Consider the following 23,000-nt stretch of genomic DNA (forward strand, 5'->3'; position numbering starts at 1 on the left):
CGTCCGCGGCCGGTACCGAGGCGGAATACCGGCGGTATCGAACGGGAATATCGGCGTGGGCGCGAGGCGGTATCGATTCGCGCTGCACCCGGTACCGAGAAGGACGATTACTCACTCACCCCCTTCAGCAGCTGACGCACGATCTCCTTCTTAGTGGCCATACGGGCCTCCTTCCAACGGGCGAGGGCGCCCGGATGGTGCCCTCCTCGCTGAAAGGTTATCGGGTTCACCGGCCGGTACCGCATATGCGGAACGGCGGTGCCGCCCTTGTGGAGCGCCGGTACTAACTAGGTGCAGTACTCACTCTCCGCAAAGGCAGTGGGGCGGCTTTTTGTCCCAAGTGATTCTGCCTTTGCGTTTTCCATGCTGGCCTTTTGGCGATTTGCGCCACCGGCTGGATTAGATAGTGCGGCGGCGCTGGCCCGCCGGGTGCGCGGGCTCGCGTTGCCGTCCTACCGATCTCCGCGCGAGCCCCCATGTGGTCTGGTGGCTATGTCTTCGGCGAGGCCTGCGATAGAGTCTCCTTGTCCAAGCAGGTATGGCTTCCAGTCCGTTTGCTTCGCCAGGTCGTATTCGGCGGCAGAGCGCTGCTTGAAGAGCAGGACCTTCCGTTCTTTCCATGCAAGCAGGGGATGGAGTATCTCACCGGTGCTTTCGATCGCGATTTCCGGCTTCAGCGTCGGGAGCTCGTAGTAGGAGCCCCGCGTCGCGCCTCTCAGGCTCTCAAAGTCGCGGCGCTCCTCCAGCGTGTCCGCTTCCCTCTCTAGACCTCGCCAGATCCTGAAGTAGGGCTGCGGGGCGAAGTCGGTCCCTTCGGTCTTCAGCAGCGTCCGGAGCCTTGTGCGGATCTCGTCCCTCCCTCTATATTTCACTTTCCGCTGCGCCTCGTGCTCGACCTGCACTTGCGCGATGTTCGATAGGCCGAGTCGTCCCGCCACGTAGTCGTCGTTGCCGAGGAAATACTCCTCGATGAGGTCCCAGCGCTCCTCCGTGCCCATGGTTGTCATGAAGAACCCCGTTATGACTCGCTCGGCATAGTCGTGCCTCTCGTTCTGTTCCTTTAAAACCGCATTGCTGTACCTCGGATTGTCCGAGAGGGCCTTCAGCTTGTTGGGATCGTTGAGACGGATGAAAATCTCAGGGTTCTCGCCCCCTCGCGCCTCGTACGTGGCGAGGTCGAGCGCCTGGAGCAGCTCGGCGAGGTCATAGCGCGCTCCTAGCGCATTGGGATCGAGATATCGCGTGCATGCCTTCGATTCGCCGGGGTTGAGGAGGTGGAGGGCCCGCATGGCCTCGTTGTAGAAGACGGATGCGTGCTTCGCATTGACCTGATAGCTATGGCGGGCTGTCGCGCTGCTCCCGCTCGGGGAGGTTTTCCGAAAGACGAATTTGAGGATCCCCTTCCGGTTGCTTTGCGTTGTTCCCGATGGCTTTACGAAAAGGTCCAGGAGCGCCTCGGCGCTCCTGATTTTGGGCGTTGATGCGTCGAGGCGCTCCTCAAATGCACGCGAGAAATCCCGTTTGCTGAACTCTCCGTCTCTGGCGAGAGAGAGCAAGGCGTCCCTGATGGCTGTCAGATAGGCGGCGAACCGCTTTTCCACCGTTGTGAAATCTTCGGTGTAAGTAACTTTCAGCACGAGGCGCGGGGACAGGGTGGGCACCCCCTCCATCGGGCTGATGTTTCCGGAAAACAGGTCGTGTTTGAACATGCCGAACGTCCTGTCGGAGAATTCCTCCTCCCACATCTTGTCAGCATGCAGGAGGTAGATGCTGCCGAGGTCTTGGATCCTGACGGCGTTCTGATTCGGGACGGTCTCGTATCGGACATGGGCGTCGTCAAGTTTCCTAACGTATTTCCCGTATCTTGAGAGGAACCAGCTCTCAGTCTCTGAGTTGATGCAGACATACGCTGTCGTGTAGGTCGGCTTTGGCCGAACGACCATGACCGGGAAATTGTAGGTCTCCTTGAGGTCTTGGGCGATCATCATGAGCGCCGCCTTGATCTTGTTGGGCTTGACCTCTTCCCGTTCATGCGCGAACAGGTAGGAGAAGGAGTCGGGGGACACCAAGATGTTCAGGCTGCGGTTGCCGCGCGGCTTTGACGCGTAGATCGAGTACAGCTTGCCCATGATTTCCCGAAGCTGCCATTGCGCAAAACGGGACATGGCGTAGAGGCGCCTGGCGTAAGAGCTGTCGTTTTTGAAGAAATCAATGGCGGCTATGCCGCGTAGCTTCTTGTCACGTGCTGCTCGTCCGATCTCCTGCACGTAATCGGCGAGGTTTCCGGTCGGAGCAAAGTGGTAGATCTTCGTGATGTCGCCTATGTCGACGCCCATTCCGAAAGCCTTGGTTGCAACCAGGACCCTACAGGATCCTTTTCTGAATGCAGAAGTCACAAGATTGCGGTACTCCCTGTCTTTGTCGCCGTGGAAGCCGAGGACCCGTCCGTCCTCTTTGCCGACGGCGTCCATGATCCTGTCCACATGGGATTTGTAGGGACAGTAGACAATCGCCTTGTCTCCGTTCGCCACCGCATCGTTGATCCAGTTGACGGCAAGCTCGCACTTCACCTCGTCCGTCAACCCCCGGAAATTGGCCTTGTTGCGAATTTGGATGGAGAAGGAGATGTTCTCGCGACGGGGATTTCCGAGGAAGGGCTTGCACGACCCAAGCTCCAGGTCCCCGATCGTCCGATTGACCATATCGTCTCTTCCGCCGTAGACGGCTGTGGCCGTGAGGCAGAAAACCGGGAAGAGCATCCCGTGCCGGCGCAACTTTGAAAGGTAGGGGCCTAGATACCAGTAGTCGGGCCTGAAATCTCTGCCCCAAGAGGTGACGGTGTGGACCTCGTCGATAACGACGAGCCCGAGTTTCCTGCCGCCCAAGATATCATCGATGTTCGAGGAGAGCAGAAGCTCCGGCGACAGGTAGATGATGGACACCTCGCCACGCCTTACGCGGTCGAGCTCGTGGCGGCGCTCATCGAAGGAGATGTCCGAATTTATCGCCGCGACAGATTTGACCCCCTTTGCCCTAAGGCCGCTCACCTGGTCGTCCATGAGCGCCTTGAGGGGCTCGATGACCAACGTGGCTACGCCATAGGTCTCTGCCAGGTAGAGGGCGGCGAGCTGGAATAGCAGTGATTTCCCGGCACCGGTGGGCGCCGTCACGAGGACGTTCGTGAAGTTCTCCGAGCCTTGGATTGCCAGCTCGGCCTGCTTGACCACATACTCGGAAATCAGGCCTTGGGAGACCTCCGTCATCTCGTTGTTCTTATCAGGGTTCTTGTAGAGGCTCAGCATGCGGAAAGACGCCCCGTCGCCCCAATAGCGCTCGAGGAGGGGGAGGAGCCTTTCGCCTCCATGGGGATCTTGCTCTCGGGTGCTTGGGCTAACGATGCTGCAGTCGGCTCCGCAATCCAAGAGCACGCCGGCAAGCGCCAGCAGCGTCTCCCCATCGGGGCCGAGCTCCCCCATGGATGCGTCCCCCAGATCGAAGGACATGCTCTCGATCGTTCTGTGTGAGACCGCGAGGCGGGCCGCGAGGTACTGGGGTCCGGGAACGCTAACGGGATCCGTGAGCGCTTCTCCGCCGTAGATGTCATCCACGCCCTCGATGAGGTCGATGGATTCGCAGGGAATCTCATCTTCGAAACGGATGGGGGACACGAGATAGTGCCCTCCGACCTCAGACACCTGGCCGTAGCATTGAGCGGAAGGGGGCTCTTCGCCTTGACCGCCGTCAAGATGGGACATGAGTTCCTCCATGTCCTGTCTGCCGCCCGGGCAAGGGTATCCTTCCGAGTCAAGGAACAGGTTGTTTCTGACGATGACAACTTTACCGTCATAAAGTTCGGCAAGCGAACCCCTGATGCCCCCCAGCTGCTCGTAAAGCAGAAGCTGGGGCCCGTCTGTCAGATTGAGCGAGCGGAAGGTGCGTTTTCTAGTTGAGGAGAGAGCGCGATAGTCAAGGTGCCCCTCGTCGTCGAGAAGTTCACGGACGGTTTCTACCGTTTGGTCGCATCCTGCTAGGAGCTTGGCTTGAGGTGCGCTCAAGCCAAGGAAAAAGATTGCAGCGTCTTCTTCCTCATATTTCCGGACGATGCTGCGGATCCTGTCCAGAAGCCAGATATCGAAAGGGCGGGGATTTGTCATGGCGCACCTCATCATTGTCGATTGGGACGAAATAAAGTCTACACCCCAGAACCCATAGAGCCGATGTGCCGCCCATATGGGGCTCTGAATCGCCTAGCGGAATTACCGGCATACGGAAGGGTGCGCATCGTCTAGTCGCAAATTGGGGGACGAGGGATTCGAAAGCGGCGGGGCAGACAGAAAAGCCCTGCAAAAACTGCATTATGTTCGGCATTCGCCGGAAGCTACCTCCCCCCGCAACCGGGTGGCCCCTCCGCTGCGCGGCGTCAAGGGGGCCCACGAGACCTCGCACAAATCTCCGCTGCGCTCCGATTGGTGGAGGTCGTCGCGGACTTCCCTTGACCCCGCTTCGCTCCGGGGCGGCTTTGCAGAGAGCAAAGCCAAGGCGGCGCGGGGCGTCGCCTAGGGCTTTGCCCGCAAGGGCGAGATGATGGACCGAGAGGCCCGGAAGGGAGACGGAGATGCACGAGCTGATGCCGAGGGAGATCGCGGAGACGGTGCCGGCACTGTACGCTACCGAGGAGGAGGACGACCCCATCGCGCGCGCGAGGCTGTTCTCGTGCCTCGGCGGGTGGACGTGGCTCGTCACCGAGTACGACCCCGAGAGCGGCGAAGCGTTCGGCCTCGTGAGAGGGTTCGAGGAGGAGTGGGGCTACTTCTCCATCCGCGAGATGGAGGAGCTGAACCGCTCGAGGGGATTCAACGTCATCGAGCGCGATTTCCACTTCGAGCCCGTGCCGGTGAGCGAGGCGAGGTAGGCGCGGAAGGCGGGCGCCCCGGCCGGTTGGGGGCCGGAGCCGGGGCGCCCGCCTTCCCCATGGTAGACCAGAGAGAGGAGCAGAGGATGGCGACGTTCGGTGAACATGGCAGGCTGACGGAAGGCGGCGCGCCCGAGTGCGCGGGCGAGATGCCCGTCGTCGAGTACGTGACGGGCTGGGGCGAGCGCGTAATGCTGGCGGTGTGCGCGGACGGGTACGAGCGCGGAGGCGGGCTGGCGCTCGTCGCCCTGAACGTGACAGACCCGGACGACGAGGAGGGGTATCTGGAGATCTGGAACGTCGTCACCGTGAACCTGCCGGGCGACTCCGTTGCCGCCGCATGGTGCTCGCGGCCCGGGCACGTGGTCGTGGACGCCAACAACGTCCCTGCCGCGCTCGTCGATGCCCTCGTCGATGCGGGTGTCCTCGAGCTTTCGGGGCGCTCGGTGCGTTCGGGGTTCTGCTCGTATCCCCTCGCGGCTGTACCATCCCGCGTTTTCGGGAGATTGGTTCCCCTCTCCGCCGCTATGGCGTTATCCGAGCGGGTGTGGGCTTGGTCCGCATAAAGGACGCACAAGGAAGGCGCCCGGCCGCATGGCCGGGCGCCTTCCTTGTGCGTCGGCATCCAAATCGTTTGCCCGCTAGTTTCCCTCCACTCGCGGGGGCTGCGCGCCGGGTTCGTCTTGGTCCAGAACGATCAATGCGCTCTCGATGAGGCCGTCGATGTAGCCGGCGTCCCACATGCCGTTCATCCCCGCCTCGATGTGCCTTTGCGCCTCCTCCAGAAGCCTGATCGCCACTGCCTTCTCGTTCACGGGACTCTCCTCTCTCGCTTGTTTCCCCACGGCGCTCGTTGCCGTCGGGCCATTCTAGCTAGGGTAGCGGAGGCCCCGGTCCTTCGGCTTGACGCGGTACAGGTCGAGTTCGACCCCCTTCTCATGCAAGAGGTCGCGGATGCACGACCGGTGCCGCCCGTCGGCGGCACCGACGATGTGCAAGTATCCGTCAACGCCCTCACGTCCGTTTTCGCGCTCGCGCAGCAGGGCTGCGGCGAGTCCAAGACAGTACGCGGGCCTCGCCCTCGGGCCGCCGAGGTCTGGAATCTGCATCCTCTCGAGGTCGCGCGGGAGGTACTCCTCCAGCGGGCAGTACCCGTAATCGACTTTGCAGCACTCCCTCGGCCCGAAGGGCCCATGCTGCACTGCGCGCCTCCTGACGGGTGGAACGATTTTCTTGCGAATCTTCATCTTCAGTTTCCTTTCGATAGCTTGCCTATGCTGCATGCGGCTGATGGGTGGGACATGCGAAGTGGCTTAGAGGAGGAGAGCAGGATAAGGCGCGACTACGCCGCGCCGGGGATACGGTGCAACCCGGCGGGCCGGGTTCGGGTCCGCGCAGGCGGCGGGCGGTGCCGCCGCCTGCGCGGCGGTGCCCGGTGCCGTAAACGCTCGGGGCCGGGGCGACTACGGATCGGTCTTTCCTGCAGATAGCGGGCGCTTACGGGGCGCCTTGAAGCCCTCCGGCACCCTGCCGCGCGGCGCTTCCCTGTCTTCTGGGGTAGGCACCTGTCCGGTGTCCTTCCCCTTTTCCGGGGCACGCCCTGCCCCTTTCTTCTTGGGCTTCGGTTTCGGCTCGGGCTCCGGCGGCTGCCACAGTTCGGGCGGCTCCCCGTTGCGGTCGGGGCGGTCGGCGAGGGTGCTCACCATCATCGCTCGCTCGGCTTCCGGCGACGTCATGCCGAGCATGCGCCCGACGAACGTCTCTGAGACGTCGGCGCTGGGCACCGCGATCACGCGCGAGCCGGCGATGCAGAGCGCGCCGACCGTTCTGCCGGTCCAGCGCATGAGCTCGGCGGGCGCGATGAGCGGGCGGCGGATCAGGCTCTCGCCGGTGTTGGTCGACCCGGAGTTCGCCCCTCGGGTGACGCTTCTCGACTCGGCGACGGCGGTGTAGTCGCCCATGGCTGCCGACAGCATGCGGGCGGTGTCGGCGTTGGAGCAAGAGAGGACGATCTTATCTTTGAGGAGGTCCAGAATCGTGCTCGCCTCGTCCCTCGAGTAGCCCGCGACCGACTGTAGCTGTAATAACGACTGGCATACCAAGAGCAGATGGAGGCCCTCGCTCCTCATCTCACCGAGATCCTGGACGAGGCGCTCCGATCGACCGAGGGAGGCCGCCTCGTCGAGCACGAGGACGGTCTCGACAGGGAGCCTGCCTGCGTTGCGCGCCGCACACGACCGCAGCGCCGAGAGCGACTGGGACACGAACGTCTGCACGAGCCGGGCATATGAACCGGTGGCGGAGCTCGAGGAGACGAAGACCGCGGTCGGCACCTCGCCGACCGAGTCTAGGTCAACTTCGTCGTCCCGCAGCATGCGGCAGACGTTGCGGTCGGCGTACTCGACGAGGTACGTCGCCAGCGTCGTGATGACGCTGGCCCCGCCGCCGCCCTCCGTGGTGGACGCAAGGAACTCGAGCGCGGGGTCGCCCGCCGGAATCGTCTCCGCGAGCGCGGAGACGCGCGCTGCCGGCCCCTTGCCCCCGCGTGCCGCGAGGAGGCCCATCACCGTCGACACTGTCCGCTGACCGTCGGGGACCTCGGGGCTCGAGATCACGAACAAGCACAAGCCGACCAGCAGGTTCCGGGCGGCGTCGGCGAAGAAGGGCTGGGATTCGTTGGTGCCCTCGGGCACGACGCAGCGGGCGAGCTCGCGCAGCTCCCTCGTGGCGCCGCCGGCGCCCTCGGAGGCGTACGCGGCCCTCGCCCTCGCGAGCGGGTCGAAGCGGATCGAAGCGGCGGGGGCGTCGAAGCTCACGCGGACGACGCGGTGGGTCCCGAGGGACTCGATCCACGGGCCGGTGAACGCGTAGAGCTCGCCCTTGATGTCGTTGACGACCAGAGAGCGGCCCTGCAACGCGTTGGCGCAGATCGTGGGGATGGCGACGCGCCGGCTCTTGCCCTCGCCCGATTCGGCCAGCACGACGGCGTGCACCGAGTCGAGGAGCCTGACCGAGCCCCCGAGGACCCCGACGGCGACGGTGCCGCCCTCGGGGGCGGCGCTCTCCTCCCAGCCGCGGGTGAGCGCCCGGACGCGGGCGGGCGATGCCTCGAGGCGGGCGTCGCCGTGGACCGGCCGCCCGGGAGCGCGCGAGCCGCCCACCCACGTCCCGTCGTACAGCGAGGCACGCCACCTCAGGTGCGTGACCGCGGCGGCGACGAGGCAGGCGACAAGGGCGGCGACGCACCATGTGGCGAGCTCGGCGGCCCTGCCCTCGGAAACGGCGCCAGCGACCGCCTCCCAAGGCGTCTCGAAGGCCGCGGCGGGCTCCGGGCCGGGGTTCGGCGGTGCCGGGAGCCCCAGCCCCTCGAAGGCGGCGGATATCGACCAGGCCGTGTCCGCCAGCCACCACGAGGCGCTCCGCCAGACGGCTGGGACCGCCACGGCTGATGCGGCCGCGCCCCAGACTGCCCCCGCGGCGAGGTCTGACCTCAGCCGCTCATCGGGTTCGATGTTGAACGACTTCTCCATCTCCGATGCTCCTTTCGGTTGAGTGCTTGCTTTTGACTGGATGCTCTAGTGCCTCTTCGGGCCGACGGGATCTCCGCTCGATCGCCGCTGCGAGTGCGGACCCGCCGACCGCGGCGATGAGCCTGAGCGTCTCGCGGCCGACCTCGTCCGAGAGCTGTCTCGATTCGTCTGAGGCGGCGGTGAGCGCTCTTGCCGCCTTCCGAAGTGCGGCAGATGCATACCCGCTACGCCCATGCGTATCCCCCGGTCCGCTTTCTCGGGGCATTGGCGCGGGAATCCTCATCCTGAGCGACCCCGGGCCGTGATCCGGCGCGGGCTCCAAGCGCCGTTGCGGGGCGCCTCCCTCCCGCGGCAGCCTCGTCCTGTCGGGCGCGACGACACGGAGGAGTGCGTTGGCGAGCCTCGCGTCGAGGTCGCGAGCGGCCTTCTCCGCGACCCGCTCGGCGGCATCGCCCTCGAGGCCTCGGAGCCACGCGCATCGCAGCACGGCCTCCCGGAACGACGACCTGACATCCTCGATCTCCGGGCGGGCAGCGGACAGCCGGTCGAGCTCGGAGGCGACTCTGGCTGCCGCGTCCGGGTGCCAGCGTCTCAGGTGCCCGTACGAGATCCTGCCGTCTGGCGGCAGGCCGAGGTCCCGGACATCCGCCGCGGTGACCTCGCGCATCGCGGCGATCGCGGCGTCGCGGGCGGCGTCACGGTCCGCCAGCGCCGCGGGCATCGCGGGCGCGAGCGCCGCGGCGGCGAGTGCGCGTCTGCCCTCGGCAAGATCGCGCCGGCCGACGAGGGCGGCGAAGCGGCCGGACGCCGACCACGCGATGACGTGCACGTGCTCGCCCGCGGTGAGGTCCCCGCCGGCGCCCCTCTGGCCGCCGTGCTCGGCAGCGACCCACCGGACGTCCGACTCGGGGACGCCCATCATCCGCGCGAGCGCCGGGTCGAGCTCGCTGCGGAGGTAGCGCTCCCAGTCGCGCTTGCACGCGAGTCGGAGCTCATCTGCCTCCTCGCGCCTCACGCTCATGACGAGCGTGAGCAGCGCCCCGTCCGCCTGCGCGACGGCGCGTTCGGCTGCGGCGACCGCTACCGCGCCGTCGCGGTCGAACAGCGCGGTGGACCCGGGCCGAGCGCCCGCGTAGCCAGCGAGGCCGGCGCGGGCCTCGTCCTCGGGCGTCGGCCCGCGGTCGGCTCCCTCGCGCGTCGCGATGTAGCCGACGCCGCCCGCCGAGGCTGAGGCGCGGCCGGGAGAGCCCGGGAGGTGCACCCGGGCGCTCATGAAGAAGCTGCCCCTACCCGGACGCACGCTCGATCGCCTCCTCGAGTGTCATGCCCGCCTGCACCATGCGCGCCCGCTCGTCGTAGGCGGCGTACACGTCCGCGAGCGGCACGTCCGCGAGGCCGGGGTACGCCTCCTTGAGCAGCTCACAGGATGCGATCGCCGCTGCGACCGAGCCGCGCGTCGCGCGGTGCACGACGCGCGCGATCCTGTCTTCCTGCTCGGCGTTGCGCCGCTCGAGCGACCCGTCGATCTCCTCGATCAGGGGGCGCATCACGCCACGCAGGTAGGCACCGAGTTCGGTGGAGTAGAGCTCGAGCCCGTCGCGGGCTAGGCCCGCTGACAGCAGTTCGCGCGCGGCGGCGCTATCGGCGATTCCCCTCGACGAGGCGTATGCGCGCAGGCGGCGGTGGGCGTCCTCGTCGAGCCTCAGGCTCATGACGCGCTTCTTGGTTCCCATAACGAACTCCTTTCATGTAAAGGGTTCTAGCGGTAGGTCGCCCGCCGCTAGAAGGGAATGTCGTCGAATACGATGGGATAGCCCTCCGGTGCCGCGTCTGCGGGCAGCGCCCGAATCACCTCGAAGGAGTTCGTGTTGCGCTCGATTTCCGAGCCGAACGCGGCGAGGTACTTGTCCGGTTGCTCTTCCGCGCCGTAAGCCGTGCGGGCGAGCTTCGTGAACTTGTCAAGCAGGAAGGGGACGAGCTCCGCGTCGGGAATGCGGAGGTGACTCGTGATCCGTCGCAGCAGACCGCTGTCGACCGTCCCGTGCCAGTTGTCGCCGGGGTCGATGAGCATCACGACCGCGCCGGGACCGCTCGAGAGCGGCCGGACCGGGCGGATCATTACCGCTCGGTTCGGCGTGTACTTAGAGTTCTCGGGGTCGTATTCGATCACCTTTGCATCGCCCTTGGCGACATATGTGCGAATGGCGTCGCCTACGGTGAGCGTGATCTCGGTATTGCTGTCGCCGGTAATGTGAACCTTGTAATCCATAGCGTATATCCTTTCAATCTGAGACAAGGGATGCTTGGTTGGAGCTGTGGTGGCTTGGTTTGGTGAAAGGAGCCGGATGCCTGCCTACTTTTTTGCCGGCTCAGATCGCCGAAAGCCGATTGGGCAACGAATGGGTGCCGGTTGGGTGCCGATGTCGGGCCCTGCGGCTCCCCGTCTTCACCTGCTTTCGTGCGCTGTTTTTCCGGGTGCCCATGGTGCCGATGTTTTTCGAGGAGTTGGATACGTTGCTCCTTGCTGAGATGCGAGGAAAAGACCGGCGCTATCGGCACCCTGATGAAAGGCGCCTGATAAAAGGGGCTACGAGGGTGCCGCACGGACAGCCGAGCGGCACCCTCTGCGGCACCTAATCCCTATCTTGATGTTGATGGGACCAGCACCTTTGCTTTCCGTAGCCGAGGCAGAGCCTCTTGCCGCTCGCGACCCATCCCGGGGCGTCGTTGGTGAGGATCCGTGCAACGTGCTTGCACAGCGCCAAGGTCGGTGTTGTTTTCAGCCCTCGCTCGATGACCTCTCGAGTGCAGATCGGATGGTCTGTATTTCGCGCGAGGTACCCCAAGACGGGGTGTACGAGTGGGTCTTCCTCCCGGAAATTATCGCGCTGCCTGGCCGCCTCCATCTCCATTTTTGGAGATAGGGTCAATCGAAAGCGCTCGTCGCCCGATTTCATCCAGTACACGACCTCGGCCCACACCTGCTCGGCGACATGGTGGGAGTTGGGCGCGAACAAAGAAGAGGTCGGACGGTTGATTCCGCATGCGACCGGTAGGAACCTTCGTGCTCCGCTGGTTTTGTCGCTGATGAAATCGATATCATTGGTCGTTGCGAGAAAAACCGCTCGACGCGGGAAGATGTTCGTACGACGGCAGTATGCGCCACGATACTCATCCGCCTGCCGGGTCAGTCCGGCTTTCACGCCTTCGAGAGCCCGCCCGGAGATTCCAGAGAGCTCGGCGAGCTCGACGATCCACTTGCTTCTGATCAGCTCCCCGCAGCGTTTGACGTCGCTGAGATCGTTAACCGAGTCACAGTAGAGTTGGTCCTCAAGAGCCATCAGCCGAGCGAAAGTGCTTTTCCCGATTCCACCGGGTCCTGCGAGGACTGGCGTGTAGTCGCATTTCGCACCGGGATGGTATGCGCGCGCAACTGCTTCGCATAGCCATAGCCGCTCAACTTCCACATTGTATTCTGACTCATGAGCGCCAAGGTACATTGAAAAAAGGGAGCCTGCGCGCTCCGCCCCATCCCAGTGCAGCGAGTCTAAAAGATTGACGAGTGGGTCATAGCTTCGATTGTCCGCGTAGATTCGGACGGCGTGCTCGTAGTTCCGGTCTGAGCGAAGGCCGATGTCGGACTGAAGCGCTGCGTACAGACGGGAATCGTCTGTGTCGGTCCAGGGCCTCTGTAGATTGCTTGGGGCCCATGGCAGCGGACCTGTCTTGAACGGCTCCCGGACCAGCATGTTGAATCCGAGTTCGATGCCCATGTCCTCAAGGTGGCCGACGATGTCAATGATTGAGGGATTGCGGCTTGGGCCCATCTCGTCGTCCTGCCGCTTCATTGCAGAGCTCCTGACGCTTGATGCTGCATAACTGCGCGCTTCTCGAGCTCCTCGATTCGAAGTTCCAGGACGAGGAGCTTGAGGGCCAACTCCCTCCCATGGACTTGCGCGTCGTCCGCAAGTCCATGCTCCTTCAGGACGCTCTCGAGATGTAGCCGGTTGATAGTGGTAATATCAATCATGGCGTCTCCCATCTATATATTCGTTTGTCAACAATTGGGTGGCGATTGCCGGGCCGCTAAGTCCCTGCCAGGAGATCGCTAGCGGCCCTTCTCTGCGCCTGCCGCGGTCGGCTTGAGTCCAAGCGCTTCGCAAAGCTTGGACTCGGAAATCATCCAAGTCGAGCCGACCTTCAGAAACGGCAGCTCCCCGCTGCGTGCAAGCCGATACATTTTTGCCGGCGAGCAACGGGCGATAGGTGCGGATTCACCGAGAGTAAGCATCTTGTCCATACATATCACCTCCTGACTATGTTTAAAGTAATCTCATAAGACTAAGAACATTATAGGCATACTTGATCCATAAAGGCAAGAAATGTTCAAAGTCATAGTACAGCTCCATAAACATAAGCAGCTATAATACTAGTAGTACGAAATCGATAAGGGAGGATCCAATGAGTTTGGCGGCAATCGCTACCAATGAGATTGGTATGCACGTGCTCGTGCGGGCATGGCCAAAGGGCGAGGAGTGGTCGGCGGGCAACGCCCCGCTGACCATGAATGCAATCAACAGCTTGCTCGCCGCGAAGAAGCCGCGTGAGCTCGCTGCCGCGGTGTCTGCATTCCCGCCGCTGCTTCCAATGGGGGTCAATCTCGAGGGCGGTCGAGGGCCGAGGTGCGCTTCCATAAGCGACGCCCTGTCGGAGCCGGGGTCTCTCAGGCTGGGCCCCGTTAATCCAGAGCTTCTCCAGTATGAGTCCCATTTCGATGTTGGCGCGACACCGAAGAACGGGTTGTCTGCGGCGAGGAACGCGCAAAAGGCGTGTTCGTTTGGCTCTGAATGGCTGCGCTCGATATCCGATTCGCGCGAGGTCAATGGGTGTGAATTGGTGATTGAGCCTTTTGCTGATTGGGCCTTTGTAAGGAACGTTGCAGGCTTGGTCTCCAAACTGCTCGCTCTGATTTCTTCGGGCAGCGATTCTCCGATGATCTCGGCGGGGTTTACGAAGAGGGACAACGAAACGTTTGGCGGCGAGGTATGGATGATCCCCTTTGCCTACAACCCATTCTTTGCACCTTTGAAGGCCAATCTCTCGTCTCTTGCCGCGAAGCTCGGCGACTATTCCGATTATCAAGTTCTGATGTCTGCGATTACGCGAGGGGAGAGGGTGGCGGCTCGTTCAAGCTGGATTGCTCAGATTGCAGAAAAGGTAATCGCGAGGTGCTTTGGACCTGAGTGCCTCGACGGCGGTAAAGCGGTGTTTCTCCTGACGGCTCCGGTGGCATCAGGAGACTATATCTCACTTCTCGGCGGATGGAGAACCGCAGACGAGAGGAGGTACATGCTCTGCACCATGGCGAATGAGGGGGAGGAGGCCGTCGCGAAACGAGTGGCATCCGCTTTGGTTGATGCCGTGGCGGGGTGTCGCCTGCAATCAGAGGATGGGGCCATAGCGAATCTTGGATGGTCTGAATGTGCTGAGACAAGATTCGATATTCCTCCGACCCTATCCATGCAGAGGCATTCCGTTTTTGCTGATATCGTTTATCAAATCGTTTATCGAGGAAGCAACAGGATTGCGATTTGCGCGAATTGCGGCTGTGCGGTTATCCAGTCAAACATGGGTCCATTGAAAGAGTGGTGCGGCCCGGCATGTCGGATGAGCATGATCAGGCGAGCGGAAAAAGCTTCGAGATAAGGTGGCGAAGGAAGCCATGACGCGTGTTCCGAATTGCAAGGGCTCCTACTACCGAAGAAAAGATGGAAGCTGTCAGATAAAGTACCCTTTGGGGTACAGCGAGAGTCTGCACAGATATGACAGCCATATCGAGACGTTTGGAACGGAAGCCGAGGCCATCGCCGCGATCAAAGAGATCAACGCGTTCGTCTATCACGGCGGAGCGATCTCCGAGATTCGGGAGCACCGTAAAACAGTTACCGGAAGAGACTCGGCTTCAACGATGACGTTTGCGGAGTTTGCCGAGAAGTTTGTCGCGGACAGGGCGGCTCAGGGCAACGTTGCCAACCGTACGCTTGAAGACTATCGCGTCCATATCAAAAGAATCAGCCCTTATTTTGGGGATGTGGCCGTATCTTCCATCGATCCGATGCTCGTGAACGAGCTCTATACGGGACTTAGGAGCAACGACTCTCGCAACGGAGGGGCTGCCCCCATCGGCGGAACGTATCTCCAGCATATCCACAGCACCCTCTCGCTTATCCTCGACCGTGCGGTTGCATACGGCATGCTCAAGGCAAATCCGTGCAATAAGGTGGATAAGCCAAAGAGGGATACGAAAGAGCGTGAGGCGCTGACTGTGGCCCAGTGCAGGAACTTTCTCGAATGGGTGCTCGCTGATGAGCTCGAGGCGAAAACCGTAGGCTTGCTCATCTGCTTGTTTACCGCTTCGCGTTTGTCGGAGATGCTGGCGCTGACGTGGGCGGATGTCCGTGACGAGGGGCTGTATATCACGAAGTCGATGGTGAAAGATACGCAACAGGTCAAGTCGACCAAAACCTGCGACGAACGTGTAGAACCGTGCCCCGCCATCTTGATTGAGGCCTTAGGGAAGTGGAAGGCAATTCAGCGAAAGGAATTCGCGGAGAAGGGTCTCAAATGGGGGCCCGATACCCCGATCGTGAGTAATCGCAAAGGGACCCATACCCTGAAGACAACGTATGAGAAGTGGTTTAGGAGGAGTAAAGCTAAATACGGCCTACCTGCCGACTTCACGATCCATGGCTTTCGTCATACGGTAACGACGATACTGCAGAAGGACGTCGGCACGGACATCGCCACAACCATGAGCATCACCGGTCACAAGACGATGCAGATGCTCAAGCGATATTCCCATACGGATCATCAGGCTAGGCGCGAGGCCCTTGATGCGCTCGGCAGGCTTTTGTCCCCTGACGACGAGGAGATGAGGTGCCGCAATTGCGCTCTCTGGTCTGCATCCCCGAGCAATGGCGCCATTGGAGCTTGCTGGGCCAGGATGGATGAGGGGTTTGTGGCGGTCGTCTCAGGGGCATCGAGATGCGAGACGAACGAGTTTAGGGCTAAAAACGGTGGGTGAGAGGTCGAAAGGACTGCGAAGAAACCGCGATGAATCTTCCGTCAAGGGCGGTGCGACGAATTCGCGATGAAGAATCTGAGCGAAGTTTATCAGCGTCTGCCTTGGATAACTTGCTATACCCACCATCGATTATGCTAGGCAAACCCGGGAGCAGGGCTCATAACCCGGAGGTCGTAGGTTCAAATCCTGCCCCCGCGACCAAGAACTTGCAGCTCGGAGGTCTTACGGCCTCTGAGCTTTTTCTTTGTGAAAGTTCGGGGACAGGCACCAAACTTTCATCGAGCGAGCTCCGGGATGCGCGGCAAGGGGGGCGGTACCAAAAACGCGACTTTTGAGAGGGTTATCAACTAAGCAACGCAGTGTAACTTAACTGAATGGATAAGCAAGTAGCTTTACCTGCTGCGATGCTGTTCGTCGTGCATAAAAACAGCCCGATTCAGCTTCCGATAAACCCACTAATATGATGAGATATCTCAAAAGTCGCGTATTTGGTCCCGAGCTATCTGCAATGGGCGGGAAAGCCGAAAGCCCTATACATGAAAGCCCGGGGACAGGCCCCAAACTTTCATTAGGGGTGGCAGCGCCCACAGGGATCGTACCCAAGGGCGATGGCTTCGTCTCGGGTGCCAGTGAACTCCTGCTTGTTGTGGTCGGCCATCTGGTCCACCGATGAGCATGACGGCAGGTGGAACTTGCCGGTATTGGTGTTGAGGATGTATGTGACGCTCGGGCTTTCGGGTTCCGTCGTGCCGGCGTCCCGTGCGGGCGTCTGCTCCTGCACGGGTTCTGCCGGCGCCGCCTTGACGGTCGTCGAGCTGTAGCCGACGGCCGATGCGCCCGTATAGTCAATTTGGTACCCATTCGCCGCATTGAACACGAAAACGCGCTGGTCGATCGACGCGTCATCGGAGCGCATGTCGATCCAAAGACCGCGGCAGATGGGTTCTGACCCCTCGTATGCGGGCGTGACCGCGTAGTACAGCCAGCCGTTCGGATGGCTGTCGAGGTAATCGCGTGCCCGGGACTCGCAGTACGCCATGCCGCCCCGATTATCGCGCTGGCCGACGTTCATGCATCGCGTGCCGGCGACGATGTTCTCCCGGGCGGCGTTTCCGCCGAGGGAGTGGGCGAGCAGATGCGAGCGGTTCCACAGGTATCCCTTGTAATCTCGCTCGGTGATGCCGGGAACCACGGCGATCAGATTGTCCTGCGGCCAGCCGACGGGGTCATCTTCCACGGCGTCGTCATCGTCGCGAGTGTCGTCGCGGGCGGCAGCACGCTGGGCGCCCGTGATGCAGGCGACAACGCCGGCGGCGCGACCCAAACGATCGAGCGGCAGGTAGGCCACGGTTCCAGGTACGACTGCGGGATCATAGGCGGCCGCACCGGTGACGGTGTAGTAGTCGGGGTACTGCGCTGCATCCCACGTAAGGTATGCGACGCCCTGTGGCTGCGGTTGCTCTTCTTGAGGCTGCTCGGAAGCAGGTTCGGGCAAGGGTTCTTGCGGTTCAGGGCCCGATTCGGAGATCTCGGGCGGTTGCTCGACAGCGTCAGTCTCCTCGACTACCTCCGCGCCGTCCGATTCTTCGACAGGCGTTTCCTCAGGCTCAGCTACCTGCGCGCTTTCATACGAAATCTCAGGAGCGGCATCTTTGTCCGAGTCGCCACAGCCGGTAAGCGCAAGCGCCAGGGCAAGCGCAAGCATGGCTATGAGTCGGGCGCACAACATGGGGCTCTCCTGAGGAGTGACGTCTTACCGAAAGCTTACACCCCAGGTTGTATATCGTGGCGCGCGGGTCCTTTTCGGAACGCGAACGGTCGATCGGCTGCCGGCCAAGGTTCTCGCGCGCTGTGCCGGAGGCGACCTAAAACAGCGGCAACTCGCCGGTCAGCGGATCGGCCTGCTCGGGGTAGAGCGGCTCCAGAGCCAGGCAGGTGTAGGTGGGCTCGCCGTGGAACTCGGTGTAGCCGGCGTCGCGCACGAGCGCCGAGATGAAGCCGGCCTCGCGGGCGCGACGGTCGAGATCGAGCAGCTCCTCCTCGGAGTCGACGTACACGCACACCTTCGCGACGCCCGCAGAAAACCACGCCTCGAGCGGCGATATAGCGGCCGCCGGCGCACCGATCTCGCCTGTCGTGGCGTCGAACACGGCATCTTCCATAGCCATGGGCGTCGGCGCGAGCTCGATCCAGTCGTCGCCCGCAATGCGGATGTCGTCGAGCCGCCCATCGCGCACGAGCGCCAGCAGCACTGCCTCCACGCAGGCATGACCCGCCTGAGCAGCAATCTTGCCCTTGCGCATCTTGAGGTCGCGGCGCATCACGATCATCTGCTTCGCTTTGTACATAGCGGGTCTCCTCGGGACTCGATCTTGCGCGCGGCGGCTGCCGCGCAGGGTCGCATTCTAGCGCATCTGCTCGACGAGCGCGTCAATTCTGGATAAGTCAGATTGCGCCTCCGGTTCTGCAATCGCTCGAAGCCAGAATATATCCGGCAAGGGATGAAGGGCCCCGCTTCTGCCGGCCGTTCATCCTCCAGGGTGTTCAACCGGCGCGACGCGCATGATACCCTGAGGGATGACCTTATGTTTTATTGTATGAGGGGAGGCAGGCGGACTTTTGGCCCTAAAGGGCTGGGCGACAGTTCCGTCTGAGGGAAATGCGTAGCGCTGCATATCGAATCGCCATGGCTTTCATCACGGTGTGGATGGGCGCGCTCCTATCCGCCTGCGCCCAAAGCGCCCCGCAAGCGGATGGCTCAACTGCTCCCGGCGCGGATTCCGCGCAGCCATCGCCGACGGCGGCCGCCTCTGCTGTCGCCGACTACGCGCAGTCCGCCAACTGGGCGTATCTCGAGGCCGATGCGCCTGCGACCGACGCCAACGTCGACATCTTCTTCGTTTGTCCTTCGGCATACGATGCTCAGGACGGTGCCCTCAACATGCCGCTCGACAAGGAGGAAACCAAGGACCGCTTCCTCGGCGCGGTCAACATGGAGAAGGGCATCTACGATCAGGACGCCGCCGAGAGCGACAATCGCTTCTTTGCGCCGTACTACCAGCAGATCAGCTTCCAGGTGTACGAGATGCCCGAGGCCGAGCGCGAGCCGTATCTCCAGATCGCCTACGCGGATGTCGAGGCAGCCTTCGAGTACTACCTGGCGCACTACAACGACGGCCGTCCCTTCATCTTGGCAGGCTTCTCGCAGGGTGCCGATATGCTCTTGCGCCTTATGAAGGAGCATTTCGACGATCCGGCGCTCCAGGAGCAGCTCGTCGCCTGCTACGCCATCGGCTGGCGCATAACGCAGGACGACATCGACGCATATCCGCAGCTCAAGATGGCGCAGAGCGAGAGCGACACGGGCACGATCATCTCGTTTAACAGCGAGTCGCCCGAAACAACCGGCTCGCTGCTTGTGCCCGAGGGTGTGAAGACATTCGCCATCAACCCGCTCAATTGGAAAACGGACAGCACCCCGGCCAACAGGAGCGAGAACAAGGGGGCGTGCTTCACCGACCGCACCGGGGCGATCACCGAGGAGATTCCCGGACTCACCGGCGGCTACATCGACGAAGTCCGCGGCACGCTCAAGGTGACCGACGTCACGTCCGACGAGTACACGCCAGGCCTATCCATCTTCCAGGACGGCGTGTTCCACCGCTTCGACTTCCAGTTCTTCTACCGCAACCTGCAGGAGAACGTGGCGGTGCGCACCGAGGCCTACATGGAGGAGCGAGCCACTCTGGCCGAAGCGGCGTAAATCCTGCGTGCGGCCATCCGCGCTCCAATCTCGCGATTCGTGCCGACGTTTTCGCGCGCGGCGGCATATCCGCTACCCTGTGAAGCGGTTCAGCTGTTGCTGTGTTGTCGCGCGAAAGGAGCGGGGCAGCTGCAGGCCTGCTATCGCGGGGCCCGTGGTCGCCCAAACGGATATGTGCATGAAAGTTCGTCGTCTGGCATCGACCCTAATCGTCCTCTGCCTGGGGCTTGCTCTTTGCGGATGCGCGCAGGAGCAAGACGGCCCGCAGGCCTCCGGCTCGGCCATCGCGTCGGCCGTGGGCTCCGCGTCGCCAGAGCCGCCCGCAGCCCCCGCCGCTACCGACTACGCGCAGACCGCGAGCTGGGCGTACCTCGAAACGGACGCCCCGGCAACCGACACCAACGCCGACGTCTTCTTCATCTGCCCCTCCGTCTACGGCGGTACGGACGACGCCTGCAACATGTCGCTTGCCGACGAGGAAACCAAGGAGAGCTTCGTCGGGGCCATCAACATGGAGAAGGGCATCTACGACCAGGACGCCGCCGAGAGCGACAACCGGTTCTTCGCGCCGTACTACCAGCAGATTGGCCTGAATGTCTACGAGCTGCCCGAGGCCGAGCGCGAGCCGTATCTCAAGATCGCTTACGCCGACGTCAAAGCCGCCTTCGAGTACTACCTGGCGTGCTACAACGACGGCCGGCCTATCATCCTGGCCGGTTTCTCGCAGGGCGCCGACCTGTGCATCCGCCTCATGAAAGACCTGTTCGACGACCCGGTGCTGCAGGAGCGGCTCGTCGCCTGCTACGCCATCGGCTGGCGCGTCACGGCCGACGAGGTCGAGCAGCATCCGCAGCTCAAGATGGCGCAGGGCGAGAGCGACGCCGGCGTGATCGTGTCCTTTAACAGCGAGTCGCCCGACACGGACGATTCCCTGGTCGTGCCCGAGGGCGAAAAGACCCTCGCCATCAACCCGCTCAATTGGAAGACCGACGATACCCCGGCCGACAGGAGCGAAAACGAGGGCGCGTGCTTCACGGATTACAGCGGTAGCATCACGAGCGAAATCCCCGAGCTCACCGGCGCCTACATCGATGACGCCCGCGGCACGCTCAAGGCGTCCGATGTCACGCCCGATGACTACCCGGCCGGCCTCTCCATCTTCGAGGACGGCGTCTACCACCTGTACGACTACCAGTTCTTCTACCGCAACCTGCAGGAGAACGTGCAGGTGCGCCTCGATACCTATCTGGACGAGGCGGCCTAAGACGCCCCGGGGCGAGCCGGACGGTCTTACGCCGCCAGCCGCCGACCCCCTATGCGCTCACATCCGGGCACACGGCGCCCACGATATCGAGCGTCCACGTGGGGCTGTCGATGCCCTCCGCTGACACGCTGCCCCAGGTCGCATAGGCAAAATCCATGCCCGCATTGCGCGCCGCTTCGTAATCGGAGCGCGCATCGCCAACGTACAGGGCGTCGCCCGGCGCGATGTCCAGCTGGTCTGCGCACATGAGCAGGGGAGTCGGATCGGGCTTGTGGCGGTCGGTGTCATCGGCGAGCACGGCGGCGGCCATGTAGCGGTCGAGGCCTTTCGCCACCATGTCCAGCTCATACTGGCGGCGCGTCTTGGCCGACACGACTGCCTGCAGCACGTCCCGCTCCCGCAGCGCCTCGAACACGCGGTCAAAGCCCTTGTAGAGCGTGGCGCCTTCCTCGTATTCGTTGGCGTAGCGCACCCAGCGCGCGTAGGTGCCCTGCGGGTCGGCCACGCCGAGCTCCTCCATGACCTTCATGCCCGGATAGGCGGCAAATCGCAGCACCTGCTCGAAGGCCCAGTCCTCGCCGGTCTCCTCCTTGATGATGCGCATCAGGGGATACATATTCATGTTCAGCGTGTTCAGCACGGTGCCGTCGATATCGTAGATGACGGCGCGGTAGCGGTTCATGGGCGCCTCCGAGTGAAAGTTTGGGACCTGTCCCCTAACTTTCATGGTCTCATGGTGCGTGTGGGGCAGCACGGTGGTTTTACTGCCGGCTGTGTCAATCCCGGGGCTAGGACGTCTTGATGCGTTAACCGATGACATGTCACCGATTGCCGGAAAATGATGTCCTAATATGCCTGCGGAAACACACCTGTCACACAATTTCAGTACGCTTTTATGCACGCGTCGGTCTTGGCGCAAAGGGAAAGGGCCTGTAGCGTGAAGCTGCAGGTAAATCGGTATACAAATAGGAGGGCTTATGGCTGCAACCGAGAAAGCTGCGGCAACGGCAACGCCTGCGGGCGGCGCCGAAACCAAGAAGCGCAAATTCAAGGTTCCGCACACCTTCGTGATCATCACTGTCATCATCCTGGCGGTCACGGCGCTGACGTGGATCGTCCCGGCCGGTCAGTACGTGCGCTACGAGGACCCCGTGAGCGGCCAGATGCTGGTCGACCCCGAGCAGTTCTCGTATATCGAGCAGACGCCGGTCAACCCGCTGCTCATCCCGCTCTACATCGTCGACGCCATGTGCAGCCGCATCGACCTGATGCTGCTCATCATGTTCTCGGGCGGCGCGTTCATCTTCATCACGAAGTCCGGCGCGCTCCAGTCGCTCGTCGCAAAGGTCGCGAAGGCGTTCCAGAACCGCCTGTTCCTGTTCATTCCCATCATGACCACCGTGTTCGCGCTCATCTGCACGACGCAGGGCGTCAACCAGTTCATCGCGTTCGCGCCGATCGTCGTCATGATCGCGATGGCGATGGGCCTGGACTCCATCACGGGCGTGGCGATCATCCTGCTCGGAGGCTCTGTGGGCTTCTCAACCGGTACGTTCAACCCGTCGACGACCCTCATCGCACAGGAGATCGCCGGCCTCGCGCCGTACTCCGGCCTGTGGTACCGCGCCATCAACCTCGTGGTGTTCCTGGTCGTCGTCAACGTCTACCTCGTGCACTATGCGAACAAGATCCGCAAGGACCCCACGAAGAGCCCCATGTACGAGCTCGATAAGGACAACGAGTTCAAGCACCTCGACATCGAGTCGTTCGGCTCGATGACGCTCCGCAAAACGCTCATCATCCTCGCGCTCGTGGCAGCGCTCGCCGCCATGGTCGTCGGCAGCGTGAGCTTCGGTTGGGATACCCCTGAGCTCGCCGCGGTGTTCCTCGCGCTCGCTGTTGTCGAGGGCTTCCTTGCGGGCGAGACCCCTTCGTCGCTGTCCTCCGAGTTCCTGACCGGCTGCAAGGGCATGCTCTCCGCCGCCATGGTCATCGGTCTGGCGACGTCCATCTCCTCGATCATGACCGCCGGCAACATCACCGACACGGTCATCCATTTCATGGCCGGCGTCATGGAGGGCACGCCTTCCTTCCTCATCGGCCCGGTCATGTTCCTGGCCAACGTGCTCGTCAGCTTCGTCATCGTGTCCGGTTCCGGCATGGCCTCGGCCGTCATCCCGATCACCGCGCCGCTGGGCGACCTGCTCGGGCTCACGCGCCAGTCCACCGTCCTCGCGTTCAACTTCTCCGACGGCTTCTCCAACTACGTGCAGCCGCACTCCACGGCCCTCATGGGCATGCTCGGCGCGGTCAACATCCCGTACGACCGCTGGATGGCCTTCATGTGGAAGCTGTATCTCATCATCCTTGCGGTCAGCTGCGTGATGATGGTGATCGCCCAGGCCATCGGCTACGTGTAATGAAAGTTTGGGGACAGGTCCCAAACT

General features: G+C 62.5%; 20 protein-coding genes. 8 read left to right on the plus strand and 12 right to left on the minus strand.

What is annotated here, in order from left to right; translation table 11 throughout:
• Positions 1-452: 452 nt before the first annotated feature.
• Positions 453-4,154 carry a helicase-related protein gene (locus tag H6A16_RS04425; protein ID WP_204616491.1) on the minus strand — a complete coding sequence of 1,234 codons (3,702 nt, stop codon included), beginning with the start codon at positions 4,152-4,154 and terminating at the stop codon, positions 453-455.
• A 461-nt stretch (positions 4,155-4,615) separates the two neighbouring features.
• Here H6A16_RS04425 and H6A16_RS04430 point away from each other — a divergent pair, with 461 nt between their 5' ends.
• Complete coding sequence (locus tag H6A16_RS04430; RefSeq protein WP_204616493.1) at positions 4,616-4,912, plus strand: DUF2958 domain-containing protein; 297 nt, start codon at positions 4,616-4,618, stop codon at positions 4,910-4,912.
• Between the two features lie 86 nt (positions 4,913-4,998).
• Positions 4,999-5,478: a DUF4313 domain-containing protein gene (locus H6A16_RS04435; RefSeq protein ID WP_204616495.1), complete on the plus strand. Its 480-nt coding sequence runs from the start codon at positions 4,999-5,001 to the stop codon at positions 5,476-5,478.
• Between the two features lie 75 nt (positions 5,479-5,553).
• Here the strand turns inward: H6A16_RS04435 and H6A16_RS04440 are convergent, their stop codons facing one another.
• From H6A16_RS04440 to H6A16_RS04470, 7 genes are all read right to left on the minus strand, one after another.
• Positions 5,554-5,727 carry a hypothetical protein gene (locus tag H6A16_RS04440; RefSeq protein ID WP_204616497.1) on the minus strand — a complete coding sequence of 58 codons (174 nt, stop codon included), beginning with the start codon at positions 5,725-5,727 and terminating at the stop codon, positions 5,554-5,556.
• A gap of 54 nt (positions 5,728-5,781) precedes the next feature.
• A complete protein-coding gene (locus H6A16_RS04445; RefSeq protein ID WP_204616499.1) occupies positions 5,782-6,159 on the minus strand; it encodes a hypothetical protein in 378 nt (125 codons plus the stop codon).
• A 216-nt stretch (positions 6,160-6,375) separates the two neighbouring features.
• Positions 6,376-8,355 carry a type IV secretory system conjugative DNA transfer family protein gene (locus tag H6A16_RS04450; protein WP_204616500.1) on the minus strand — a complete coding sequence of 660 codons (1,980 nt, stop codon included), beginning with the start codon at positions 8,353-8,355 and terminating at the stop codon, positions 6,376-6,378.
• A 55-nt stretch (positions 8,356-8,410) separates the two neighbouring features.
• Positions 8,411-9,742, minus strand: a complete 1,332-nt coding sequence (locus tag H6A16_RS04455; RefSeq protein WP_204616501.1) for a hypothetical protein — start codon at positions 9,740-9,742, stop codon at positions 8,411-8,413.
• A complete protein-coding gene (locus H6A16_RS04460; protein WP_204616502.1) occupies positions 9,729-10,175 on the minus strand; it encodes a hypothetical protein in 447 nt (148 codons plus the stop codon). The genes H6A16_RS04455 and H6A16_RS04460 overlap by 14 nt, the downstream gene beginning before the upstream one ends.
• 47 nt (positions 10,176-10,222) lie before the next feature.
• Positions 10,223-10,711: a hypothetical protein gene (locus H6A16_RS04465; protein ID WP_204616503.1), complete on the minus strand. Its 489-nt coding sequence runs from the start codon at positions 10,709-10,711 to the stop codon at positions 10,223-10,225.
• A 364-nt stretch (positions 10,712-11,075) separates the two neighbouring features.
• Entirely contained in the window at positions 11,076-12,290 is a 1,215-nt protein-coding gene (locus tag H6A16_RS04470; protein ID WP_204616504.1) for a VapE domain-containing protein, read from the minus strand.
• A 17-nt stretch (positions 12,291-12,307) separates the two neighbouring features.
• Between H6A16_RS04470 and H6A16_RS04475 the strand changes: the two genes are divergently transcribed.
• The gene (locus H6A16_RS04475; RefSeq protein WP_204616505.1) at positions 12,308-12,445 is read left to right on the plus strand and encodes a hypothetical protein; all 138 of its coding nucleotides are present in this window, start codon (positions 12,308-12,310) and stop codon (positions 12,443-12,445) included.
• Between the two features lie 105 nt (positions 12,446-12,550).
• On the opposite strand, the gene H6A16_RS04480 is transcribed toward H6A16_RS04475, so the two are convergent.
• Positions 12,551-12,742: a helix-turn-helix domain-containing protein gene (locus H6A16_RS04480; protein ID WP_204616507.1), complete on the minus strand. Its 192-nt coding sequence runs from the start codon at positions 12,740-12,742 to the stop codon at positions 12,551-12,553.
• A 167-nt stretch (positions 12,743-12,909) separates the two neighbouring features.
• On the opposite strand from H6A16_RS04480, the gene H6A16_RS04485 reads away from it, so the two are divergent.
• Positions 12,910-14,148, plus strand: coding sequence for a hypothetical protein (locus H6A16_RS04485; RefSeq protein WP_204616509.1), 1,239 nt, complete (start codon positions 12,910-12,912; stop codon positions 14,146-14,148).
• A 16-nt stretch (positions 14,149-14,164) separates the two neighbouring features.
• Complete coding sequence (locus H6A16_RS04490; protein ID WP_204616511.1) at positions 14,165-15,526, plus strand: tyrosine-type recombinase/integrase; 1,362 nt, start codon at positions 14,165-14,167, stop codon at positions 15,524-15,526.
• A 568-nt stretch (positions 15,527-16,094) separates the two neighbouring features.
• Here H6A16_RS04490 and H6A16_RS04495 read toward each other — a convergent pair.
• Together H6A16_RS04495 and H6A16_RS04500 are read right to left on the minus strand one after the other, a co-directional pair.
• Positions 16,095-17,255: a DNA/RNA non-specific endonuclease gene (locus H6A16_RS04495; RefSeq protein ID WP_204616513.1), complete on the minus strand. Its 1,161-nt coding sequence runs from the start codon at positions 17,253-17,255 to the stop codon at positions 16,095-16,097.
• Between the two features lie 136 nt (positions 17,256-17,391).
• Positions 17,392-17,874 (minus strand): aminoacyl-tRNA hydrolase, encoded by a 483-nt coding sequence (locus H6A16_RS04500; protein ID WP_204616515.1) that lies wholly within the window; start codon positions 17,872-17,874, stop codon positions 17,392-17,394.
• A 338-nt stretch (positions 17,875-18,212) separates the two neighbouring features.
• On the opposite strand from H6A16_RS04500, the gene H6A16_RS04505 reads away from it, so the two are divergent.
• Together H6A16_RS04505 and H6A16_RS04510 are read left to right on the plus strand one after the other, a co-directional pair.
• Positions 18,213-19,289 (plus strand): DUF3089 domain-containing protein, encoded by a 1,077-nt coding sequence (locus tag H6A16_RS04505; RefSeq protein ID WP_204616517.1) that lies wholly within the window; start codon positions 18,213-18,215, stop codon positions 19,287-19,289.
• 178 nt (positions 19,290-19,467) lie between these two features.
• Positions 19,468-20,553, plus strand: a complete 1,086-nt coding sequence (locus tag H6A16_RS04510) for a DUF3089 domain-containing protein (protein WP_204616519.1) — start codon at positions 19,468-19,470, stop codon at positions 20,551-20,553.
• Between the two features lie 49 nt (positions 20,554-20,602).
• On the opposite strand, the gene H6A16_RS04515 is transcribed toward H6A16_RS04510, so the two are convergent.
• Positions 20,603-21,235, minus strand: coding sequence for an HAD family hydrolase (locus tag H6A16_RS04515; RefSeq protein WP_204616520.1), 633 nt, complete (start codon positions 21,233-21,235; stop codon positions 20,603-20,605).
• 295 nt (positions 21,236-21,530) lie between these two features.
• Here H6A16_RS04515 and H6A16_RS04520 point away from each other — a divergent pair, with 295 nt between their 5' ends.
• Positions 21,531-22,973 carry a YfcC family protein gene (locus tag H6A16_RS04520; protein ID WP_204616521.1) on the plus strand — a complete coding sequence of 481 codons (1,443 nt, stop codon included), beginning with the start codon at positions 21,531-21,533 and terminating at the stop codon, positions 22,971-22,973.
• Positions 22,974-23,000 lie beyond the last annotated feature (27 nt).

It is taken from the genome of Collinsella tanakaei, from assembly GCF_016900375.1.
Classification (GTDB): Bacteria; Actinomycetota; Coriobacteriia; order Coriobacteriales; family Coriobacteriaceae; genus Collinsella.